At 69.1% G+C, this 19,647-nt stretch carries 16 protein-coding genes and 1 pseudogene; 9 read left to right on the top strand and 8 right to left on the bottom strand.

Going from position 1 to position 19,647, the window contains the following annotated elements:
- Nucleotides 1-171: 171 nt before the first annotated feature.
- Nucleotides 172-429 carry a 50S ribosomal protein L27 gene (gene rpmA, locus FDZ84_RS18875; protein ID WP_010695777.1) on the bottom strand — a complete coding sequence of 86 codons (258 nt, stop codon included), beginning with the start codon at nucleotides 427-429 and terminating at the stop codon, nucleotides 172-174.
- A gap of 14 nt (nucleotides 430-443) precedes the next feature.
- The gene (gene rplU, locus FDZ84_RS18870) at nucleotides 444-752 is read right to left on the bottom strand and encodes a 50S ribosomal protein L21 (RefSeq protein ID WP_010695780.1); all 309 of its coding nucleotides are present in this window, start codon (nucleotides 750-752) and stop codon (nucleotides 444-446) included.
- A gap of 419 nt (nucleotides 753-1,171) precedes the next feature.
- On the opposite strand from rplU, the gene FDZ84_RS18865 reads away from it, so the two are divergent.
- From FDZ84_RS18865 to FDZ84_RS18825, 9 genes are all read left to right on the top strand, one after another.
- Nucleotides 1,172-2,872 carry a hypothetical protein gene (locus FDZ84_RS18865; RefSeq protein WP_168586996.1) on the top strand — a complete coding sequence of 567 codons (1,701 nt, stop codon included), beginning with the start codon at nucleotides 1,172-1,174 and terminating at the stop codon, nucleotides 2,870-2,872.
- The gene (locus FDZ84_RS18860; RefSeq protein ID WP_168586995.1) at nucleotides 2,869-3,855 is read left to right on the top strand and encodes a glycosyltransferase family 2 protein; all 987 of its coding nucleotides are present in this window, start codon (nucleotides 2,869-2,871) and stop codon (nucleotides 3,853-3,855) included. The genes FDZ84_RS18865 and FDZ84_RS18860 overlap by 4 nt, the downstream gene beginning before the upstream one ends.
- A gap of 145 nt (nucleotides 3,856-4,000) precedes the next feature.
- Nucleotides 4,001-7,228: an arabinosyltransferase domain-containing protein gene (locus FDZ84_RS18855; RefSeq protein ID WP_246869094.1), complete on the top strand. Its 3,228-nt coding sequence runs from the start codon at nucleotides 4,001-4,003 to the stop codon at nucleotides 7,226-7,228.
- Between the two features lie 512 nt (nucleotides 7,229-7,740).
- Nucleotides 7,741-8,190, top strand: a complete 450-nt coding sequence (locus FDZ84_RS18850) for a hypothetical protein (protein WP_168586994.1) — start codon at nucleotides 7,741-7,743, stop codon at nucleotides 8,188-8,190.
- Between the two features lie 291 nt (nucleotides 8,191-8,481).
- The gene (locus FDZ84_RS18845; RefSeq protein ID WP_168586993.1) at nucleotides 8,482-8,625 is read left to right on the top strand and encodes a hypothetical protein; all 144 of its coding nucleotides are present in this window, start codon (nucleotides 8,482-8,484) and stop codon (nucleotides 8,623-8,625) included.
- Between the two features lie 16 nt (nucleotides 8,626-8,641).
- Nucleotides 8,642-8,863 carry a hypothetical protein gene (locus tag FDZ84_RS18840; protein WP_210435613.1) on the top strand — a complete coding sequence of 74 codons (222 nt, stop codon included), beginning with the start codon at nucleotides 8,642-8,644 and terminating at the stop codon, nucleotides 8,861-8,863.
- The gene (locus FDZ84_RS18835) at nucleotides 8,863-9,075 is read left to right on the top strand and encodes a hypothetical protein (protein ID WP_168586992.1); all 213 of its coding nucleotides are present in this window, start codon (nucleotides 8,863-8,865) and stop codon (nucleotides 9,073-9,075) included. The genes FDZ84_RS18840 and FDZ84_RS18835 overlap by 1 nt, the downstream gene beginning before the upstream one ends.
- Before the next feature lie 540 nt (nucleotides 9,076-9,615).
- Nucleotides 9,616-10,977 carry an IS4 family transposase gene (locus FDZ84_RS18830; RefSeq protein ID WP_168585152.1) on the top strand — a complete coding sequence of 454 codons (1,362 nt, stop codon included), beginning with the start codon at nucleotides 9,616-9,618 and terminating at the stop codon, nucleotides 10,975-10,977.
- Between the two features lie 420 nt (nucleotides 10,978-11,397).
- A complete protein-coding gene (locus tag FDZ84_RS18825) occupies nucleotides 11,398-12,144 on the top strand; it encodes a helix-turn-helix transcriptional regulator (protein WP_168586991.1) in 747 nt (248 codons plus the stop codon).
- A gap of 270 nt (nucleotides 12,145-12,414) precedes the next feature.
- Here FDZ84_RS18825 and FDZ84_RS40020 read toward each other — a convergent pair whose 3' ends face one another.
- The 6 genes and pseudogenes from FDZ84_RS40020 to FDZ84_RS18800 all read right to left on the bottom strand — a co-directional run bounded on the left by FDZ84_RS40020 (nucleotide 12,415) and on the right by FDZ84_RS18800 (nucleotide 19,403).
- On the bottom strand, nucleotides 12,415-13,272 hold the full coding sequence (locus FDZ84_RS40020) for a carboxylesterase family protein (RefSeq protein WP_256413760.1): 858 nt from the start codon (nucleotides 13,270-13,272) through the stop codon (nucleotides 12,415-12,417).
- 76 nt (nucleotides 13,273-13,348) lie between these two features.
- Nucleotides 13,349-13,915 (bottom strand): annotated as a pseudogene (locus tag FDZ84_RS40015) (carboxylesterase family protein); the annotation flags it as partial.
- 43 nt (nucleotides 13,916-13,958) lie between these two features.
- Complete coding sequence (locus tag FDZ84_RS18815) at nucleotides 13,959-14,567, bottom strand: TetR/AcrR family transcriptional regulator (protein ID WP_168586990.1); 609 nt, start codon at nucleotides 14,565-14,567, stop codon at nucleotides 13,959-13,961.
- Nucleotides 14,568-14,618: 51 nt separating this feature from the next.
- Nucleotides 14,619-15,527: a hypothetical protein gene (locus FDZ84_RS18810; protein ID WP_168586989.1), complete on the bottom strand. Its 909-nt coding sequence runs from the start codon at nucleotides 15,525-15,527 to the stop codon at nucleotides 14,619-14,621.
- Nucleotides 15,528-15,591: 64 nt separating this feature from the next.
- Nucleotides 15,592-18,441 carry a translation initiation factor IF-2 N-terminal domain-containing protein gene (locus tag FDZ84_RS18805; protein ID WP_168586988.1) on the bottom strand — a complete coding sequence of 950 codons (2,850 nt, stop codon included), beginning with the start codon at nucleotides 18,439-18,441 and terminating at the stop codon, nucleotides 15,592-15,594.
- A 167-nt stretch (nucleotides 18,442-18,608) separates the two neighbouring features.
- Nucleotides 18,609-19,403, bottom strand: a complete 795-nt coding sequence (locus tag FDZ84_RS18800; RefSeq protein ID WP_168586987.1) for a TIGR03936 family radical SAM-associated protein — start codon at nucleotides 19,401-19,403, stop codon at nucleotides 18,609-18,611.
- Between the last annotated feature and the right edge of the window lie 244 nt (nucleotides 19,404-19,647).

Genomic DNA, 19,647 nt, shown 5'->3' with positions numbered 1-19,647 from the left:
CTCCGCGCGTGCGAACCAGGGGCGCACGCAGCGTCACCTACCTCGATGGTGCCGCGCGGGGCGTGATGTTGCCGTGGGGCGTGACCACCCGCACAACGCAAACGACGAGGGGCGGGCCGGACTAGCCGGACCCGCCCCTCGTCGGGAAGTACTTCGCAGCCGAGAGCCGGGTCAGGCCTCGGCCGGCAGCACGCTGACGGCCTTGCGGCCGCGGTAACGTCCGAACTGGACGGTGCCAGCGGACAGCGCGAACAGGGTGTCGTCGTTACCCCGCCCGACGTTCAGGCCGGGGTGGAACTTGGTGCCCCGCTGCCGGATCAGAATCTCGCCGGCCTTGACGACCTGGCCGCCGTAGCGCTTCACCCCGAGGTACTTGGGGTTCGAGTCGCGGCCGTTCCGAGAGCTGGATGCGCCCTTCTTGTGTGCCATGACTACTCAGGTCCTCACTTCGTGATGCCGGTGACCTCAACGCGGGTCAGCTTCTGCCGGTGACCCTGGCGCTTGTGGTAGCCGGTCTTGTTCTTGAACTTGTGGATGCGGATCTTGGGGCCCTTGGTCTGCTCGACCAGCTTGCCGGTCACCGACACCTTGGCCAGCGCGTCGGCGTCGGTCGTGACCTCAGAGCCATCGACGACCAGAAGCGCCGGGAAACTGACCTCGGAGCCCAGCTCGCCCTCGAGCTTCTCGACCTCGACGACGTCCCCGACAGCCACCTTGTACTGCTTGCCGCCGGTCTTGACGATCGCGTACATGAGTCGGAAGTCTCCTGCTGCTCGGTTTCGCTACTTCACCAGGTCTGCGGCGGACGTCCACCTCGACCGCGCTGGGCGAGGATTCCTACCACGCCGCCGGTGCAGCGCCTCGGTGGGTTCCTGTCTCGGCAGCCGAGCCGCACGGGCGATCGCATTCGAAACAGGCGTTTTTTCTCTCCGCCCGTCCGGCGGCGAGAAGTTCTCATCCATCATACAGACCGCGTTCCCAACCCCGATCGACCGGGGCCGAACTGCGGGAGGGACCCGGCCGCGGGGGCCGGTGACGGACGAGCCGCGACAGCCTACGACCACCGGATCCGCGTGGTCAAATCCAGTCGCCCGACGTTGGAAGGTGCCGGGCCCTGACCTGCGCTTGCTAACGTGAGTCGCTTATTGATTCGGATCTGGGGACACAAAGCGTGACAGACATCGCATCCGAGACGGGCCGGGTCGAGCGCGTCACCCCCGAAGCCCCCGTTCCAGGCCTCGTGCAGCGGTTCGGCCCCCTGCTCCTCGGCCTGTCGGCGCTTGTGCCGCCGCTGATGATGCTTCGGGAAGTGCTGCGCTACCCGCAGATGCACTTCTACGACTACTGGTGGGTCCTGCTCGACATCACCAACGACGACGGGTCGCTGCGGCCGGAGGCGCTGTTCGGATTCCGCAACGAGCACCCGTTCGTGTTGCCCAGCCTGCTGTTCTGGCTCAGCGCCCGGTACGGGCACGGGCTCAACCAGCCGCTGGGGCTGCTGATCATCGCGTTCGGTGTCGTGTCCGTGCTGCTCGGATGGGCGATGCTGCCGAAGGCGCTGAACCCGTGGCAGCGGGCCGGGCTGGTGGCGGCCACCTCGACGCTGGTTTTCAACCCGCACGGCATCCACAACTACGTGCGCTCGATGAGCGGGGCGTCGTGGATCCTCGCGCTGATGCTGGTGCTCGCGGCGCTGCTGGCGATGCAGCGGGAGCGCCGGGTGCTGGCGATCGTGTTCGGGTTGCTGGCGTCGATCAGCTACGGCACGTCCTTCGCGGTGTGGCCGGCGCTGGCCCTGGTGGCCTGGCTGCGCGGCGACCGTCGCCGCTCGATCGCGGCTCCGATGGTGGTCGGGGTGCTCGTAGTGGCGTCTTGGCTGGTGCTGCGCGGTCCGCAGGGCGGGGGCGGCAGGTCGCCGACCGACGATCCGGCGCAGGCGCTGCTCGCCGGGCTGAGCATGCTCGGCATGGTGTGGACCGGGACCGAACCGGCGATCGCGCTGATCGCTGGCGTGGCGGGTCTCGCGGTGCTCGCGCTGCACGTCCGGCAGACCGCAGAAGAACGTCGCAGTGCCGCTCCTTGGTGGGGCCTGGCGATCTACGCGATGGGGTGCGCGGTGATGATCTCCGGTTCGCGCGCCGCGTTCGGCGAGGCAGCCGGGTTGCAGAGCCGGTACAACAGCATGACCGCCGCACTGTGGATCGCGGTGCTGGTGATCGTGGTCGCCTGGCCGCGTTGGCCGAAGATCCGCACCGTCGCCGTCGCGGGCACGGTGCTGGCCACCGTCGCCCTGGGCGCCCCGATGGCGCAGAGCGTGCGATCCGATGCGCCCAATCAGAACCTGCTGGCCATCGCCGCGCGCATCGGTCACCCCGACGCGTTCGAGGACCGGTTCCCCGAACCGGACCGGCTGCTGCCGCGGCTGCAGGCGCTCGGGCACTACCCGTTCTCCGGCGAGTTCACGCTGGGCTGCCCCGACGGCCTGGAGATCGGTGACCGGGTCAGCACCGTGGACTGGCGGACCCCCAGCGTTGGCGCGCTGCGCGAGCCGCGGCCGGACGGTCGCGACGTGGTGCTCAACGTGGAGACCGACCAGGTGCAGGGCGGCGCCCGGATGCTCAAGGGCTGGGCCATTTCCGGGATCGAACGCGCCGAATGCATCGCCGTGCTCGACGAGACCGGCACCGTCGTCGGCGGCGGGGTGGTCGACATCCCGCGCTCGGACGCGGAAGCCCGGACGCCCGGTATCGAGATCGGTTTGGGCTTCGAGGCGGTCGCCCCCGCGCAGCCCGGGCTGCTGCGCGTCGCCTTCCACTTCCCCGACGGCTGGTGGATCCGGCCCCTTACGGAAAGTCCGCAGGTCAAGCCATGACAGATGCCGCACCGGAAGTCGAGGTCTCGCTGCTCGCCCCGGCCAAGAACGAACGCGAGAACCTGCCCCGGCTGTTCGCCGAGATCCGCGATGCGATGCAGCAGCAGCACCGGTCGTGGGAGCTGCTGGTCGTCGACGACGGCAGCACCGACGACAGCTGGCAGGTGATCGCGGAGCAGGCCCGGCAGGACCCCCGGTTGCGCGGCATCCGGCTGCGGCGCAACTTCGGCAAGGCCGCCGCTCTGGCCGCCGGGGTCGCCGAGGTCCGCGGGGAGTTGTTGGTCACGCTGGACGCCGACCTGCAGGACGACCCCGCCGAGATCCCGCGGCTGCTCGCGGAGCTCGACAACGGGGCCGACCTCGTCAGCGGGCACAAGGCGCAACGGCAGGACCCGCTGGGCAAGCGCCTGCCGTCGAAGGTGTTCAACTCCGTCACCGGGCTGATCACCGGCCTGAAGCTGGCGGACCACAACTGCGGACTCAAGGCGGCGCGGACCGAGGTCTACCGGCGCGTGCCGCTGTACGGGGAGCTGCACCGCTACATCCCCGCGCTGGCGCACCAGCTCGGCTACCGGGTCCGCGAGCTGGCCGTGCATCACCGGCCGCGGGTGCACGGCAAGTCCAACTACGGGCTGGAGCGGTACGTGCGCGGCGCCCTGGATTTGCTCACGGTCGTCGCGCTCACCCGCTACGGGCGGCGCCCGGCGCACCTGTTCGGCGGGCTCGGGTCGCTGGCCGGGACGATCGGCACGCTGATCCTGCTCTACCTGAGTGGGGTGTGGCTGTTCACGGACCAGTCGATCGGCACCCGCCCGCTGCTGACGCTGGGGATCCTGCTGGAGATCTTCGCGGCGCAGATGATCTCCGTCGGCCTGCTCGCCGAGCTGGTGCTGCACCGGACCGGACGGGACCGGGACGTGGACGTGCTGGTGGCCGACCAGACGACGAACGCGAGCCCGGCTCAGTCCGGTAAGTCACCGTGAGTACTTCTCGGTGCTGGGGCACCCGGAAGTACTCACGGACTCTGACCAGCGGAAACACGCAGCTCTACGGGCATGCGGAAACGGCCCGGCGAACAGGCGAGGGGTGCGCACAACTACGGTCGATCACCGGCCGTATGGTCTCCCCGTGCACCCTGAGTCGGCGAAGAAACTTCGGCTGTACGCCTCGCTGCTCGGGCTCGTCGGCACAGTGCTGGCGTTGCTCGTGCCTTTTCTACCTGTCAACCACGATGTAGTCACATTACGGTGGCCAACCGCAAAAGGCACCAAATCGGTGTCCGCGCCGTTGGTCGCCTATTCACCGCTGTGGCTGGACGCGGCGGTGCCGTGCACGGCCGCGCACGGCCTGGACGCGCGCATCACGGGGCCCGCAATCCTGTTGAGCACCAACCCGCCGTCATCGGATTACGGCAAGCTGACCGGGCTGACGTTGCAGGTCGACAACGGCCAGGCCGCGCTTTACTCCAAGGGCCAGCAGGTGAGCACCGTGCCGCTGCCGACCGGTGACTGCACCATCAGCGTGCGCGCCGACGCCTCCGGCACCACCGCCGGGATCGGCAAGCAGGTGTGGGCGCGCGTCCTCGGCGACCAGCGCCCACAGCTGACCGGCATCTACTCGTCGCTGGACAACACCGTCGACGACGTGCGCGGCCTGTCCTTCGAGGCCCGCGTCGACAACCGGTTCAGCAGCTACGCAACGCCGCTCAAGCTCGTGGTGATCGCCCTGGCCATCGCGGCGTTCATCGGCTCGGTGATCTGCCTACGGCGGCTGGACGTGCGCGCCGGACGGCGTCCGCCGCGGCTGGCCCCGCGCGGCTGGTGGAAGCCGACCTTCCGCGATGCGGTGGTGTACGCGGCACTGGTCGTGTGGTGGCTGATCGGCGCGATGACCTCCGACGACGGCTATGTGCTGAGCATGGTGCGGTCGGAGCAGAGCGCCGGGTACGTCAGCAACTACTACCGCTGGTTCGCCAACCCAGAGTCGCCGTTCGGCTGGTTCTACGAGTTCTACGCGCAGTGGGTAAAGGTCTCGACAGCGACGCCATGGGTGCGGTTGCCCGCGCTGCTGATGGCTGTCATCAGCTGGCTGTTGATCAGCCGTGAGGTGCTGCCGCGGCTCGGCCAGCAGGTGCGGCGCAGCAACGCCGCCGGCTGGGCCGCCGCCGCGGTTTTCCTGGCGTTCTGGCTGCCGTACAACAACGGTCTCCGCGCCGAGCCGGTCGTGGTGCTCTTCTCGCTGCTGGCGCTGTGCGCCGTGGAGCGGGCCGTCGCGACCGGGCGTCTGATGCCCGCCGCGCTGGGCTTGGTCGGCGCCGCGTTGTCGGTGGGCGTCAACCCGCACGGCCTCGTCGCGGTGCTGCCCTACATCGCCGCGGTGAAGCCGCTGTTCCGGTTGGTGCGCAAGCGGGCGCAGGAGTTCGGCTGGGTGCCGGTGCTGGCACCGGTCTCCGCTTCCGGGTTCGTGATCCTGACGCTGGTGTTCTACGACCAAACGTGGCAGTCGGTCATGGACGCAATGGAGCTCAAGACCACCTTCGGTCCGAACGGCCGCTGGTACGAGGAGCTCAACCGCTACAGCCTGCTGTTCAGCCAGAGCCCGGACGGTTCGCTGACCCGCCGGTTCCCGGTGCTGCTGGTGATCCTGTGCCTGGCGACCTGCGCCGTTGTGCTGCTGCGGCGTGGCCGCATCCGCGGCGCCGCGCTTGGCCCGAGCCGACGGCTGCTCGCGATCACCGCGCTTGGCTTCGCCGTGCTGGCACTGACCCCCACCAAGCACACCCACCACTTCGGCATTTTCGCCGCGTTCGGCGGCGCGCTGGCCGCGCTGACCGCGCTGGCGACCAGCACCACCGTGCTGCGCTCCCGGCGCAACCGGGCGGCCTTCGTCGCCGGGCTGATGGTGATCCTGGCGTTCGCCTCCACCGGCCCGAACGCCTGGTGGTACGTCTCGGGCTGGGGCATCCCGTGGTTCGACAAACCGCCGTCGATCAGCGGGCACCAGTTCAGCACGCTGTTCCTGGTATTCGCCGGGATCGCGGGCGTCATCGCGCTGATCGAGCACCTGCGCATCGACGAGAACAACCCGAAGATCGTCGACGAGCGCTGGGACAGCCCGGAGAAGCGCAGCCGGGCGCTGCGGCTCGGGACCGCGCCGCTGTCGGTGCTATGCGCGCTGATGGTGTTCGGCGAGGTCTCGGCGTTCGGCAAGGCCATCCAGGAGCGCGGCGACAGCTACAGCCTGTCCACGGACAACATCAAGCAGCTCACCGGGACCAGCTGCGGGTTGTCGGACTACATCGGGGTGGAGACCGATCCGCAGGCCGGCGTCCTGACGGTGTCGCCCGAGCAGCCCGCCGTGGCCGCGCCGACCAAGAACTCCGACGTGCCGGTGCCGCCGCGCCGCTTGGCGGATCGGGAGACCGCCGAGCAGTACCTCCAGCCCAAGCAGGTCGGCTTCACCCGGCCGGGCGTGCCCCCGAGCGACGGTGCCGACCCGGATTCGCCGAACTGGAAGCCGCCGCACCAGTTCGGCGGCGACAACGCCCCGGCGTGGGGCAGCTTCGACGAGGCCGGCACGAACACCGGCGAGTTGCGCACCCCCTGGTACGACCTGCCGGAATCGGCCCGCAACGGCGAGGTGCCAGTTGCGGTGAGCCTGGCGGGCGCGGAGAGCGGGGCGAACTTCGTCGTCCTCGAATTCGGCAAGGACACCGACCGGGGCTTCCAGGTCACCGGCCGCTACACGGTGGAGCAGGGGCCGCCGCCCGGGTGGCGGGACCACCGCTACATGCTCGGCGCCGAAGCCGAGGGTGCGACGAAGATGCGGCTGATCGCGGTCGACCAGGCGCTGGGCCGGGAGGGCTGGCTCGCGGTGACCGCGCCGCGGGTGCCCAAGCTGACGAACATGACCGAGGTCATCGGCGACGGCGCGACGTTCGTCGAGTGGCCCGCCGCGCTGGTGCATCCCTGCCTGCGCATTTCCGGGCTGTATAACGGGATCGCGGAGATGCCGCAGTTCCGGGTGTCGGCAGGCGAGGAGGTCCGGGACGTCGGTGAGGGCTGGTCGTCGCCGGATGCCGGCGGGCCGTTCGGCTGGTTGACCGTGGCGTCGAGCGTCCGTGAGCTGCCGACCTACCTGCGCAACGATCCGCAGCAGGACTGGGGTTCGCTGTTCGTGGTGCACCCGTACGACGCGGATGCGCTGCCCGCGCAGGCGGCGATGGAGGTGCACTCCGAAACCCACTGGGGCACCTGGTCGCCGGGGCCGCTGACGCAGTCCGTGGAGCTGCCGGGTGACATGCCCAGCTCGGACGACCGCACCGACATCCCCACCTTCGACGACAAGCAGGACTGACCCGGGGTGGGCGTTTCGATCCGAGTGAGGGGCACTTCTGACCGAAAAATCGGACATCAGGTGCCCTCCCAGGTCAGGCCCGGTGTATTCGATCTTGATGCAGCGCTTGCTACTCGTAGCGCTACACAAGATCATCACCGGGCCTGATTCTGGGCTAGGCTCGCCGGTGCGCTGTGCTCATGACCGAAAGGGACATGAGCAATGGGCTACGCCCGATCACTCGCCTCGGGCAGCTGGGCTGCCTACTACCGGGAGCCGTTGGCCGATGCTTCCGGCCGGCGTCTGTGCGCTCGGGTGCCGGACTCGCCGGGTTACCCGACGAAGGCCACCGCCAAGGCGGCGGGGGATGCGTACGAAATCCATCTGAGGGCGCTTGCCTCCGGGCTGGACGCCAAGGTCGCACCCCAGCGTGGGGTGGTCACGCTGGACGCTACGCACCCGGTGCCATCGACCGGACTCCCGATCTCGCCAAGAGAACCCGCAACTCCTACCGGGGCGCGGTGCGCTGCGCCGTGCGGGAGCACTTCGGTGAGGGCTTCCCGGTGGACCGGCTGACTGCCGATGCGGTCGAGCGCTACTACTCCACCATCGGGCACCTCGCTGCGAAGACGAGGCAGACCCGGATCGTGGCCCTGGGGGTTGTGGCCCGGCGGGCCATCCGCGACGGCGTGCTGGCCCCTGAGCACCATCCGGCGCACTGGGGCATCACGGTGCGCGGGGACCAGCCCACCCGGCGACGCCTGCTGACGGACGCCGAGCTGACCCGGCTGGCCGCCGCGATGCCGTCGCATCTGTGGGCCGCAGTGATCATCGGCCATGACACGGGATTGCGAGTTTCGGAACTGGCAGCCCTGTCGGTCACCGATATTGAGTATTCCCCCGACGGGCGAGCGTACCTGTGGATTACGCGGACAACGAATCGCGATGGAAACGAACCGAGCCCCCACATGAAAAATGGGTGATCCGCCGCGTTCCGCTCAGCGCCCGTGCCTTGTCGGCGTGGAATTACCACGTCGCCCATTTCGTTCCCGAGGGACAGCAAAGAATCTTCTGGAAAGGCTCGTCGGGAAAGCGTCGTCTTGCCCCGGCGGGCACGGGATACCTCACCAGTGCAATGCAGCAGTGCCGCGATCGCGCACAAATTGAGCACATGGCGGATTCGGGTAAGCAGCCGCTTGCGGGATGGCACGATCTGCGCCGTGCCTGTGCGACGAAAATCTACCGGGCTACCCGCGATATCCGGGAGCTGCAGAGTGGCTCTGCAAGGGCACTACACGTTGCAGCCCGGCGATCGGCAGTCGTTCCGGCTGCCCGACTACGCCACCCAGGTGTCGATCGCCTACCAGGGCGACACCGAGATCTACGTCAGCTTCGAGTTCGACACCCAGTGGAAATAACCAGGAGAGGAATCCGATGGCACCTGACGAAATCGACCGCCGGTTCACCTTCCATACGCCGACATCGGATAAGGCCACCGAGCACCAGCACGTGCGCGGCCTGTTCCGGGGCCTGGTCGAGGAACTGAACGAACGACTGCCAGAGGGCAGGGAAAAGTCGCTGGCCATCACCAAACTCGAAGAGGGCCTGATGCGGTCCAACGCGGCTATCGCCCGCCCGCAAACCGAGGAGGCGTGATGGGCGAGCACACGTTGAACGAACCGGCTGGGAACGCTGGCCAGAGCTGGAAACCGCAGACGAAGGTCGCCGCATCCGGCATCGGCGGAGCACTGGCCATCATCGTGGTGTGGCTGATCGCCAGCCTCGGCGTTGAAATGCCCGAGGCTGTGGCTACGGCCATCGGTGCGCTGATCACGACCGGAGTTGGCTACCTGACCCCGCAGCGCTGACACGCCGAGGCGAGGACCGGATTTCCTAGACCCGGCAAGGGGATGCCCGACAGGAAAGCTGCCTGCCGGGCACGACAGAGCCCCCGCACCGATACGGGTACATCCCGGTCGGTGCGGGGGCTCTTTCGTGCCTCGTCCTAGGCGAGTAAGTCCAAATCCTGCGGGCATGAGGCGACGGCGTCCATGATCCGTTACCGATTGTCCCTGCGGCGCCTGGGTGCTCCAGAAAACCAGTCTCACCAGGGCAATCCGCGCTATCGAACAACGCCTGGCCGCGCCATGGCGGGAAGCAGTGGGGGCGTGTTCGCGGCTATGCGGTTCGCGACGAGCGTTTCGGTAAGCAGAGAACACCCGTGAGTGCTTTTGGGTGCTATGGCACCCAAAAACGCTCACGGGTGTTCTTCCGCCAGCTCACCCTAGGCTAGACGCCAAGGCCGTGTAGTTAAGGCGTGAGCCGGTTTGTCAACCCCCCCCGGGAACGGGCAACGGAGTCCCTGCTAGAACGGTGTCGACCAAGATCACCAGATAGCAGGAACTCCGTTGGATACCCAGTCTGTCATCACCCGCACGATCACCGTGTCCGGGGGCCGGTTCGCACCCGGCCACCTCGGTGAACTCACCCAGCACCTGCCCTTCGAGATGGTCGATGAGGCCCTGACCGCCACCCGCACCACGCAGTCCCGGCTGCGGGATCTGCCCTCACGGGTGGTGGTCTACCTGCTGCTGGCCGCGTGTCTGTTCCCCGAGATCGGCTATCCCGGCGTATGGCGCAAACTCACCGCCTCGCTCACTGGCCTGCCCCTGGTCACCCCCACCACCAGCGGACTCGCGCAAGCCCGCCGCAGGATCGGCGTCGCGCCCTTGCGATGGTTGTTCGACCTGCTCCGCGGACCGGCAGCCACGGTGGGGCAGCGCGGAACCTGGTGGCGTGGCCTGCTGGTCTGTGCGATCGACGGCACCACCCTGACCGTGCCCGACAACCCCAGAATGCTGGCCCGCTTCACCAAACACCGCGGCAACCACGGTGGCACCGGCTACCCCCAGATCCGGCTGGTGGCCCTGCTCGCCTGCGGCACACGCACCCTGATCGACGCGGTGTTCGGCCCCACCACCACCGGCGAGACCACCTACACACCACACCTGCTGCGCAGTCTGCGACCAGGGATGATCCTGCTGGCCGACCGCAACTTCGGCGCCAAAGACCTCATCACTGAGATCGCAGACACCGGCGCCGACGTCCTCGTCCGGCTGAAAAACGGCCGCAAGATGCCAGTCCTGGCCCGATACCCCGACGGGTCCTACCTGTCGATGCTGGGCCGGCTGCTGGTACGGGTCGTCGAGTGCGAGATCACCATCTCCACCACCGCCGGTCGGCACACCGGTGTCTACCGACTGGCCACCACACTGACCGATCACCAGCACTACCCGGCCGCCGAGTTGATCACCTTGTACCACCACCGGTGGGAGATCGAAACCGCCTACCTGGAACTGAAATCGTCCATCCTCGGCGGCCGGGTGCTACGCGCCCGCACCCCGGCCGGCGCCGAACAGGAGATCTACGCCCTGCTGGTCACCTACCACCTGCTGCGCACCGCGATGGCCGACGCCACCAACACCCAACCCGACATTGATCCCGACCGAGCCAGCTTCACCATCGCCTACCAGGCCGCCCGCGACCAACTCATCCAGGCCGCCAACGTCATCGCCGACACCGTCATCGATCTGGTCGGCACCATCGGCCGCCATATCCTGGCCGACCTGCTGCCCGCCCGACGACTACGGGTATGTCCCCGCATCGTCAAACGCGCCATCTCCAAATACCAGGCCCGAGGCCCGAACATCGACCGAACCAGCTACAAAGCCACTGTCGGCGTCGACATCCTCACACCCGCAGACCCTTGACGATCACTACAACAGCCAAACTTCACGGCCTTGAGACTAGACCCGCTACACCTTCTCGCGTAGGACCTTGATCATGCGCGTAGCAACCACAGGTAAAGCCTTGATCATGCGCGTAGCAGCCAGGTAGCCGTACAGACCTGACAGAGCCTTGCCCAGGCAATACCTGGGGCACCACAAGGTCATGCAAGTGATATCCTGGAACAGGCTTAACAGCCACCCTGACCAGGGATAACAGCAACAGCACAGCTCATCGAGTTGTAGTTCTGCGAGAAGGGCACCTCCGACCGACTGAGTGCGTCGGGGGTGCCCCTCACTCATGCCTGACCAGGTGAGAGGTTGCGGTGTTGGGTGCCTGCGGCGGCGTGGTTGCTCGCACCCGTCGCTGGTTCCGGTGTCGGGGCGGGTGGGCATCATGGGACCGTGAGTCGGTATCGCGAGCGGCCGCCGGTCGGAGCGCTGAGCACGGCGATCGCCTGCGTGTGGACGCACGGGGCTGGGGCGCTCGGCTACCTGCAGCGCGTGGTCCCGGATGGCTGCGTGGATCTGATCTGGATGGGCGACCGGCTCGACGTGGTCGGACCGGACACCACCGCCAGGCTCTCGGCGCTGCCGCCGGGCAGCCGCATCACCGGGATCCGCGCCAAGCCCGGTGCTGCCCGCCTGCTGCTGGGCGACATCCCCGCCACCGAGCTGCGCGATCTGCAGGTCGACAGCATCGACATCTGGGGCGCCTCGATGCGGGACGTCGTGGGCCGGCTCGGCGATGCGCCGGATCGGGCTGGGTGGATCCTGGAGGAGTTCGCGTGCTCGCGGTTGTCGGAGTACCGGCCCGATCCGGCGCTGACGCCTGTGGTGGCTGCCCTCGATGCCCCGGCCCCACCCACTATTCCGGCGCTCGCGGACAGCGTCGGGCTGTCCGTGCGCCAACTCCGACGGCGTGTCGCGGCTGCCGTCGGATACGGCCCGCAGACCCTCGCCGGAGTGCTCCGCTTCCAGCGGGCGACGCGGCTAGGCGTCGGCTCGGGCGGCCTCGCGGGGCTCGCCCACGCCAGCGGCTACGCCGACCAAGCGCACTTCACGCGCGAGTTCCGCCGCCTCGCCGGGGTGACCCCGCGCCAGTACTTCAGCCCGCTGCCGCCGGCTCGTGAGTGCTTTGGGCGCTATTGAGGCTGGTCGGGAACTCATTGTGCGGCGGTGATGCGTCTGGCGTCGCCGGCGTGAAGCGAACGGAACCTCCACCCCGATAGACGGCACAAACGGTCCGTTCGCCGCACCCATCACCGGCATTGCCCCGGATAGCCCGGCGCGCCCCGGCCTCGCGAGGGCGCGCCAAGAGCCTCGGCGCTTCAACGGCACCAGCGGCCCCGCAACAACTCCACACCACCACATCCCAAACAGCCGCCATAGCGACGCGAAACCATTCACGGCACCTGGCGATCAGGCGAGAGCGCTCCAGAAATCCAGGCGGTGTTCGGCGGCGAAGTCCGTTCCGGTGATCTGTTCCGGGTGCAGCGACTGCACGTGCGGATCGGCCGCCGAGAAGGTCTGCCAGCCGGGCAGATCCGGCCCGTTGGGGTCACCGCTGCGCGCGAAGTTCGCCCAATAGTGGTTCATCGTCGCCGCCAGCCGGCGCTGCGCTTCGGTCAGCGGCGCCGGGTCGCCGAGGTCGAATTGGTAGGCAACCTCGGCGGAGTGGTGGGCACCGGGCGGGAATCCCGGCGGGAACGGCACGACCGGCGGCGCCTCCCGGTCGGCGAATTCGTAGACGTACGTGGCGGTTTCCGCGCTCAGCGCGTGCGCGAAGTTCCATACCGAGCGTGCCCAAGCCGCGTCACCGATCACATCCGCCCAGGCCAGGCTCGGACTCGCATGCGCGTCAACGGGGTACCGCTCGGCCACCTCGTCGGCTGCGGCGTCGAAGCCGTCTGCGAGTAGCTTGTCGTAGCCGTCGGGCGTGATCGGTTGACCTGCGGCGTCCCAGAACAGCGCCGTGAACAGCCTGGCCTCGTCCCGGGTTCCACCGGTCAGCACCGGGACCCGGTGGAACCGCCCATCTGGCAACGCCTGTGCAGGGGACTCCGGTAGCACCGCGCCGCCGAAAGCTGGCCGGCTGAACACCGATGACACGTTGATCAGCTGTTCGACCGGGACGCGGCGCAACTGCTCGATCGCCGCCCCCTTCTTTCCCTGGCTGCACCCAGCCGAGCTGGCCGACCAGGTGCTCCGCCAACTCTTCGAGTTCCACTGTGGACAGCCACATGGCCGGCATCTCGGGTGATCCGGGCGCCCAGGCACCGGCCGGGGAACGCAGCAGCGCGAACCCGCTCTGCACGATCGCCCGGTGGAACAGCCCAGCCGAGCCCGGCGCGACCAGGTGCGCGCTGACGTTGAGCCCGCCGTAGGACTCGCCGAACAGCGTCACGTTGCCCGGGTCTCCGCCGAACGCGTCGATGTTTCGCTGCACCCAGCGCAGCACCGCCTGCTGGTCTTCAATCCCGAACCCGCCCCCGCCGGCCAGGCTCGGGTAGCCGAAGTTGCCGAAGATGCCCAGCCGCGAATTCGGCGTCACCACCACGACGTCCTCGGCGACGGCCAGCCGATGCGCATCGAAGATCGCGCCCTCGCCGTTGGCCCCGCCGCCGCCGTGCAGCCACACCATGACCGGCTTGGAGCCGCCGGTCCGGGGGGCGGTGACGTTGAGGAACAGGCAGTCCTCGTCCAGGCTGGCGATGTCGGCGAAGTCCTGCGGGAGCTGCGGGCAGGGGCTGCCCGGCTCGGTCGCGTCGCGCACCTGCGGCCACGGATCGACGGGTTGCGGCGAGCACCACCGCCGCTCGCCGACCGGTGGCGCGGCGTACGGAATACCCTGGAACAGCCGGTACTTCTCATAGGTCAGCCCGCGCACGCGGCCCGAATGCAGTTCCACGATGTTGTTCATGACACCTCCGTGTCGTTGCGGGACGCCCCGCACCCCAGTCGGCTCAACCCGCTCGGGTGGCCAGATCGAACGTCGTCGCGAGCTCGCGGGCGTAGAGGTCGGCGTCGGCATCGGGCTCTACCCCGAGGCGAAGCGCGACGCCGTCCAGCGCGTGGCGCAATGTCACCGCCATGACGTGCGGGTCGAAGTCCCGGAACTCCCCCGACCGCTGACCGGCGCGGAGCAGTTCTCGCAGACCTTCGAGTTCCCGTCGGTGCGGCAACGCCGCGTCGTCGCCGCGTTCGTTCAAGAAGATCTCGGTGAGCGCCCGGAGCTGCCGGTGGTTCGTTCGATAGAAGTCCACACTGGACTCGATGAACGCCCGGAGCTGGTCGCGCGCCGTGCCGGCCGCGTCGATGCGTGCTCCCACCAGCTCCTCGGCCGCCGCGTAGACATCGGTGAGGACCTGCTGCATCAGCTCGGCCTTGTTCTTGAAATGGTAGGAGATCATGCCCGTGCTGCTCAGCCCGGCCCGCTTGGCGATCTGCCCGAACGACGCGCGCGAGTAGCCGAGCTCGACGATCGCCTCGATGGCGGCCTCGACGATCTGCGCACGCCGACCCCGCTCGGTGAACGACCTGCCTTGCTCACCTGAGCTGTAATTTGCTCGCATGAGCAAAACCTAGCACAGGTGAGCAAAGGCTGGGCTACTCACGGCCCCGGTTCAGACTTGGTCGTAGGCGCGGAGGGTGCGCAGGGCTTCGATCGCCACCCGGGGGCGCCACTCCAGGCGGGTACCGGGGGCCCACGCGCGCCAGCGGATCGGCCAGCCGCCGTCGTCCTCCTGCAGGCCCGCGAGGTGGTCGAGGCCCTGTGTCATCTCTTCGTCGGAGAACCACGAACGCGCCAGGCTCGCCGGTTCCGGCGCGTAATCCCAGACGCAGTGCAGCTCGTCAGGGGCGTAGCCGGGAGGCACCTGGGCTCGTTCGGGGTGCTGCGGATCAATCAGTACCAACCCCTGTTCCCGCACGAACTCGCCCAGTCGCTTGGCCGCCGCACGCGCCCGATGCCGATCGGGAACCTGGTCGAGGAACGCCATCGCCGCCTGCACCTCGTACGGGTGACTCTCGGTCAGCCCATCGATCCGCTGCCAGCAGAACTCGGTGGCCCCGGCCAGCCACGGGTGCTCGATCCGGTTCTTGTGCAGCACACCGGCGAGCAGTCCGGTGGTGAGCAGGTTCCCGTCGGGTTCCTCGACCACCGGCATCCACGGCGCGTGCGGGTAATCCCGCAGCCGCGTATCACCGGCGGGCACACCGCCGTCCGGACGCGTGATCGACATCAGGTAGTCGCAGGCCCGCGCCACCGCAGCCCCGTCGCACGCGCCGACCTCGTCGAGGATCATCAGCGCCGTGTAGGTCTGCAGCGGCTGGCTGAACGGGCCACGCGCGTCGGGCTCCAGGGCGTAGCCGTAGCCGCCGTCGGCGCAGCGGTACGCATCGAGCGCTGCCAGCACCCCGTCCGCGCCGCCTTTGGCGAACAAGAACTCGAAACGGCGTTGTTCCAGCACTCGCGCGGTCAGCCAGACGAATTGCTCGACGGCGGTCACGCGCTCGGCGGTGCATCGAATCATGTGCCGACGATAAGAAGAATGGCCGATCCGTTCTTGAACGAATCGGCCATTCCGTCGAATCTGCTCAGCCCTCGGTCGTAGCCCCGGTGGGTTCGTCCTCCACCGGCGGACCGGCCGGACGCGACGCGGCCCGGCGAACCCGCCGCACCGGCGCGGCCGGGGCGACGCTCGGTAGTCCGTTGTCCGCGGACTGCTGCGGCTCCGCCGACTTGCTGACCACCAGCGGAGTCACCGGAGCACCGGCGCTCCCAGCGGCCCGCCTCGCCTTCCGCCGCGGTCGGCCGTTGGCCTCTGCACGGGCCGCCGCCACCGGCTCGGCCTTCAGTGGCTCCGCCGCTGGCTCCACCGCCTTCGGCTCGACAACCGGCTCCGCCGCCGCCTTCGGCTCGACGGCCGCCTTCGGCTCAACCGGCGCCTCCGGCTTCGCCATCTCCGGCTCGGACTCGACGGCCGCAGGCTTCACCGGCTCCGGCGGCTTGACGGGCTCCGGCTTGGGCTGCTCGACCTTGGCAGCCTCGGCCTTCGGCTCTTCGGCCTTGACGGCCTCCGTCTTGCCCTCGCTGCGCGGCTCCGGAGCGGTCTGCTCGTCGTGCTGCTTGCCGCGGTGCCGGTTGCGGCGAGCACCGTTGTTGGCGGCCTGGCCGTTCGGGTACGTGACCGGCTCCGTCGAAACCAGCAGGCCACGACCGCGGCAATGCTCGCAGGTGCTGCTGTAGGCCTCCAGCAGCCCGGTGCCGACGCGCTTGCGGGTCATCTGCACCAGACCGAGCGAGGTCACCTCGGCGACCTGGTGGCGGGTGCGGTCCCGGCCCAGGCACTCGGTGAGGCGGCGCAGCACCAGGTCGCGGTTGGACTCCAGCACCATGTCGATGAAGTCGATGACGATGATGCCACCGATGTCGCGCAGCCGAAGCTGGCGGACGATCTCCTCGGCCGCCTCCAGGTTGTTGCGGGTGACCGTCTCCTCCAGGTTGCCCCCGGAGCCGGTGAACTTGCCGGTGTTGACGTCGATCACCGTCATGGCTTCGGTGCGGTCGATCACCAGGTAGCCGCCGGAGGGCAGCCAGACCTTGCGGTCCAGGGCCTTGGCGATCTGCTCGTTGATCCGCTGCTCGGTGAACACGTCGTTCTTGCCGACGTGCTTGTACAGCCGCTGCGCCAGGTCGGGTGCGACGTGCTTGACGTAGGACTCGATGGTGTCCCAGGCGTCGTTGCCCTGGACCGTCATGGCCGAGAAGTCCTCGGTGAACAGGTCGCGGACGACCTTGATCAGCAGGTCCGGCTCCTCGTAGAGCAGCTGCGGGGCCTGCGCGCCAGGCGTCTCGGCCTTCTCCTTGATGACCTCCCACTGCGCCTGCAGGCGCCGCACGTCGCGGTCCAGCGCCTCTTCGCTGGTGCCCTCGGACGCGGTGCGGATGATCACCCCGGCGTTGTCCGGCACGATCCGCTTGAGGATCTCCTTGAGCCGCTTGCGCTCGGTGTCCGGCAGCTTGCGGCTGATGCCGGTGGCACCGCCGCCCGGCACGTACACCAGGAATCGGCCGGGCAGGCTGATCTGGGTGGTCAGGCGCGCGCCCTTGTGGCCGACCGGGTCCTTGGTGACCTGCACCAGCACGCTGTCGCCGGTCTGCAGGGCCTGCTCGATGCGGCGGGCCTTGCCGGCCAGCCCTGCGGCGTCCCAGTCGACCTCGCCGGCGTAGAGCACCGCGTTACGGCCCCGGCCGATGTCGACGAACGCCGCCTCCATGCTCGGCAGCACGTTCTGCACTCGGCCGAGGTAGACGTTGCCGACCAGCGAGCCAGAGCCCGACGAGGTCACGAAGTTCTCGACGAGGACGTTGTCCTCGAGCACCGCGATCTGGGTTTGGTCGCCGTTCTGCCGGACGACCATCTTGCGGTCCACCGACTCGCGGCGGGCCAGGAACTCGGCCTCGGAGAGCACCGGCGCCCGGCGGCGACCGGCCTCGCGGCCGTCCCGGCGGCGCTGCCGCTTGGCTTCCAGCCGGGTCGAGCCCTTGACCGCGCGGACCTCGTCGTCGCTGCTGTCCTGGCGGGTTTCCGCGGCCGCCGGCTCGCGCACGTGCACGACGGTGTTCGGCGGGTCATCCTCGCGGGCGCCGCTCTCGTCGTCCGCAGAGCCCTTGCGACGGCGGCGACGCCGACGGCGCCGGTTGGACTCGCCCGCACCTTCGGCCTCGGCCGACTGTTCCTCGGTGGCTTCCTCGGCGGCCGGTTCGGCGGCTTCGGCGCTGGTCTCCTCGGTGATCTCCGACTCTTCCTCGCCACCCGACTCGGACTCGGCGCCGCGACCCCGACCACGGCCCCGGCGGCCCCGCCTACGACGGCGGCGACCAGCGGGTTCGTCCTCGGCCTCGGCGTCCGCCCCGGGTTCTTCGGCCTCGACGGCCTCGGGCTCCGGCTGCGCCTCCGGCGGCACCGGCTCGGCCTTCGGCACGGGCCTCGCCTCCTGCTGCGGTGCCAGGAACATCGCCTCTGGCGCGGCGAAGAGCGGCGTCAGCCCGGGCGCGGACGCGCTGGCGCCCGGCTCGACTGCGGCGGGCGTGAAGTCAGCAGCAGGCACCACGGGCTCGACCGCGGACTGCGGTTCGCTCTTGGTTTCGGCCTCGTCCGGCGCCTCGGCTTCGGCCGGGTTGCCCGACTCCGCCACCAGCTCGGGGTGCAGGGCCTGCACCACCTGCAGGGCGACGTCGCGGGTGATGTTCGACTGCGCGCTGCGGACCGATTCACCGATCGATTCCAGCGTCGTGATGATCTCCCGGCTGCTGGCGCCCAGCAGCTTGGCCAGTGCGTGGACCCGGAGCTTGGCGGGCAGCTCGATCGTGCCCTGCCCTTCTCGGGTAGGTGTGGGCGATTGCCCGCTGGTGCTTCCAGCGGGCGTATTCATGTTCAACATCCAGCTCCTCCGCCCCCGGGCGCGTCCGGGTGGACGCGGCCGCACAGAGGCATGTGCGATCTTCGGTCTCCGCCGCCCGCAGGCGACGGCAATTCTTCGTGGTCCCTCCGCCCCGGGCCTTCAGGCCGGGAAGTCACACGGCGGGTCGACGACGTCCGCGCCGCCCGTCACCCCGCCGCGGGGCCTCCCGCCGGAATCCGGTCGCCGCCTGAGGCCCGGGCCAACGGGTCGACAATCCGTCCCCCGTCGTCGAGCCGACCCTGCTCCAGCCGGGTCGCGCTCGCGGCGGCCGACGGTGCCAGATCGGCGACGACACGCAGGGCGCTCAGTACGTCGTCGGGTCGTACGACCGGTGTTGTCTGCCGCACGACCGTTACAAGTATCCCATACGGTTCTGACGCCTCCGGCCAATCGTCCACCTGGGCGGTCGACGCGGAAACTTGATCACCCTGCGCGACGGTCCGGGGAGCGCCCTGGACCTCCGCGCTGACCAACGCCGCCCGCGCGTCGATGGTGCGGCGGCCGTCCTTGGTCATCCGCTCCACCAGCGCGGTGTCGGCCGCCATCAGCGCCGTTACGGCGTCGCGCAGCTCGGCGACGTCCGTGCCGGGAAGATCGATCCGCCACCGGCTGACCTGCAGCCGGTCGGCGAGCGCACCGGGCTCGGCGTCCGCCGCGTCCAGCACGTCGATCCCGTCGGGCAGCGCGGCGTTGAGCTCGTCGCGCAGCACCTCCGGGTCGAGCCGTTCGACGAGTTGGACCTCGGCGTACTCGGCCACGCTGGACACGCCGGTGGGCACGGCGCCCGCCCAGGACACCTTCGGGTGCGGGCTGAAGCCCTGGGAATACGCCATGGGTACCCCGGCCCTCCGCAGCGCGCGTTCGAAGGCGCGCGCGACGTCCCGGTGCGAGGTGAACCGCAGCCGCCCCCGTTTGGCGTAGCGCAGCCGCAGTTTCTGCACCGGTGGCGCCGAGGGATTGGGGTGATCTCGCCGACTCAGGATGCCCTCCCCGACCAATGATCGTCATCGGCGGTCGCCGTCGACCGCTCCGATGTCGATGCTTGCGTGCTCAACCGCAGTGTGACAACACCTGCGGGTCATGTTTCGAAGGACCGTACCCCGGGCGACCACCCCTGCACCGACAGCTCGGCTCACGGGCCCTGGTTGCTCCGGCACACATCCTTGGTTTCACCGAGGCGCAGCC

Source organism: Saccharopolyspora sp. ASAGF58, assembly GCF_012277335.1.
In the GTDB taxonomy this organism is placed as follows: Bacteria; Actinomycetota; Actinomycetes; order Mycobacteriales; family Pseudonocardiaceae; genus Saccharopolyspora; species Saccharopolyspora hattusasensis.
Note: the sequence above shows the minus strand (reverse complement) of the source record. Positions and strands in the feature narration are given on the sequence as shown.

Coding starts and splice junctions, on each gene's coding strand:
- FDZ84_RS18810 (WP_168586989.1), bottom strand. CDS start 15,527: ATGATTCGATGCACCGCCGAGCGCGTGACCGCCGTCGAGCAATTCGTC.
- rpmA (WP_010695777.1), bottom strand. CDS start 429: ATGGCACACAAGAAGGGCGCATCCAGCTCTCGGAACGGCCGCGACTCG.
- FDZ84_RS18815 (WP_168586990.1), bottom strand. CDS start 14,567: ATGCGAGCAAATTACAGCTCAGGTGAGCAAGGCAGGTCGTTCACCGAG.
- FDZ84_RS18860 (WP_168586995.1), top strand. CDS start 2,869: ATGACAGATGCCGCACCGGAAGTCGAGGTCTCGCTGCTCGCCCCGGCC.
- FDZ84_RS18840 (WP_210435613.1), top strand. CDS start 8,642: ATGGCACCTGACGAAATCGACCGCCGGTTCACCTTCCATACGCCGACA.
- rplU (WP_010695780.1), bottom strand. CDS start 752: ATGTACGCGATCGTCAAGACCGGCGGCAAGCAGTACAAGGTGGCTGTC.
- FDZ84_RS18805 (WP_168586988.1), bottom strand. CDS start 18,441: ATGTTGAACATGAATACGCCCGCTGGAAGCACCAGCGGGCAATCGCCC.
- FDZ84_RS18835 (WP_168586992.1), top strand. CDS start 8,863: ATGGGCGAGCACACGTTGAACGAACCGGCTGGGAACGCTGGCCAGAGC.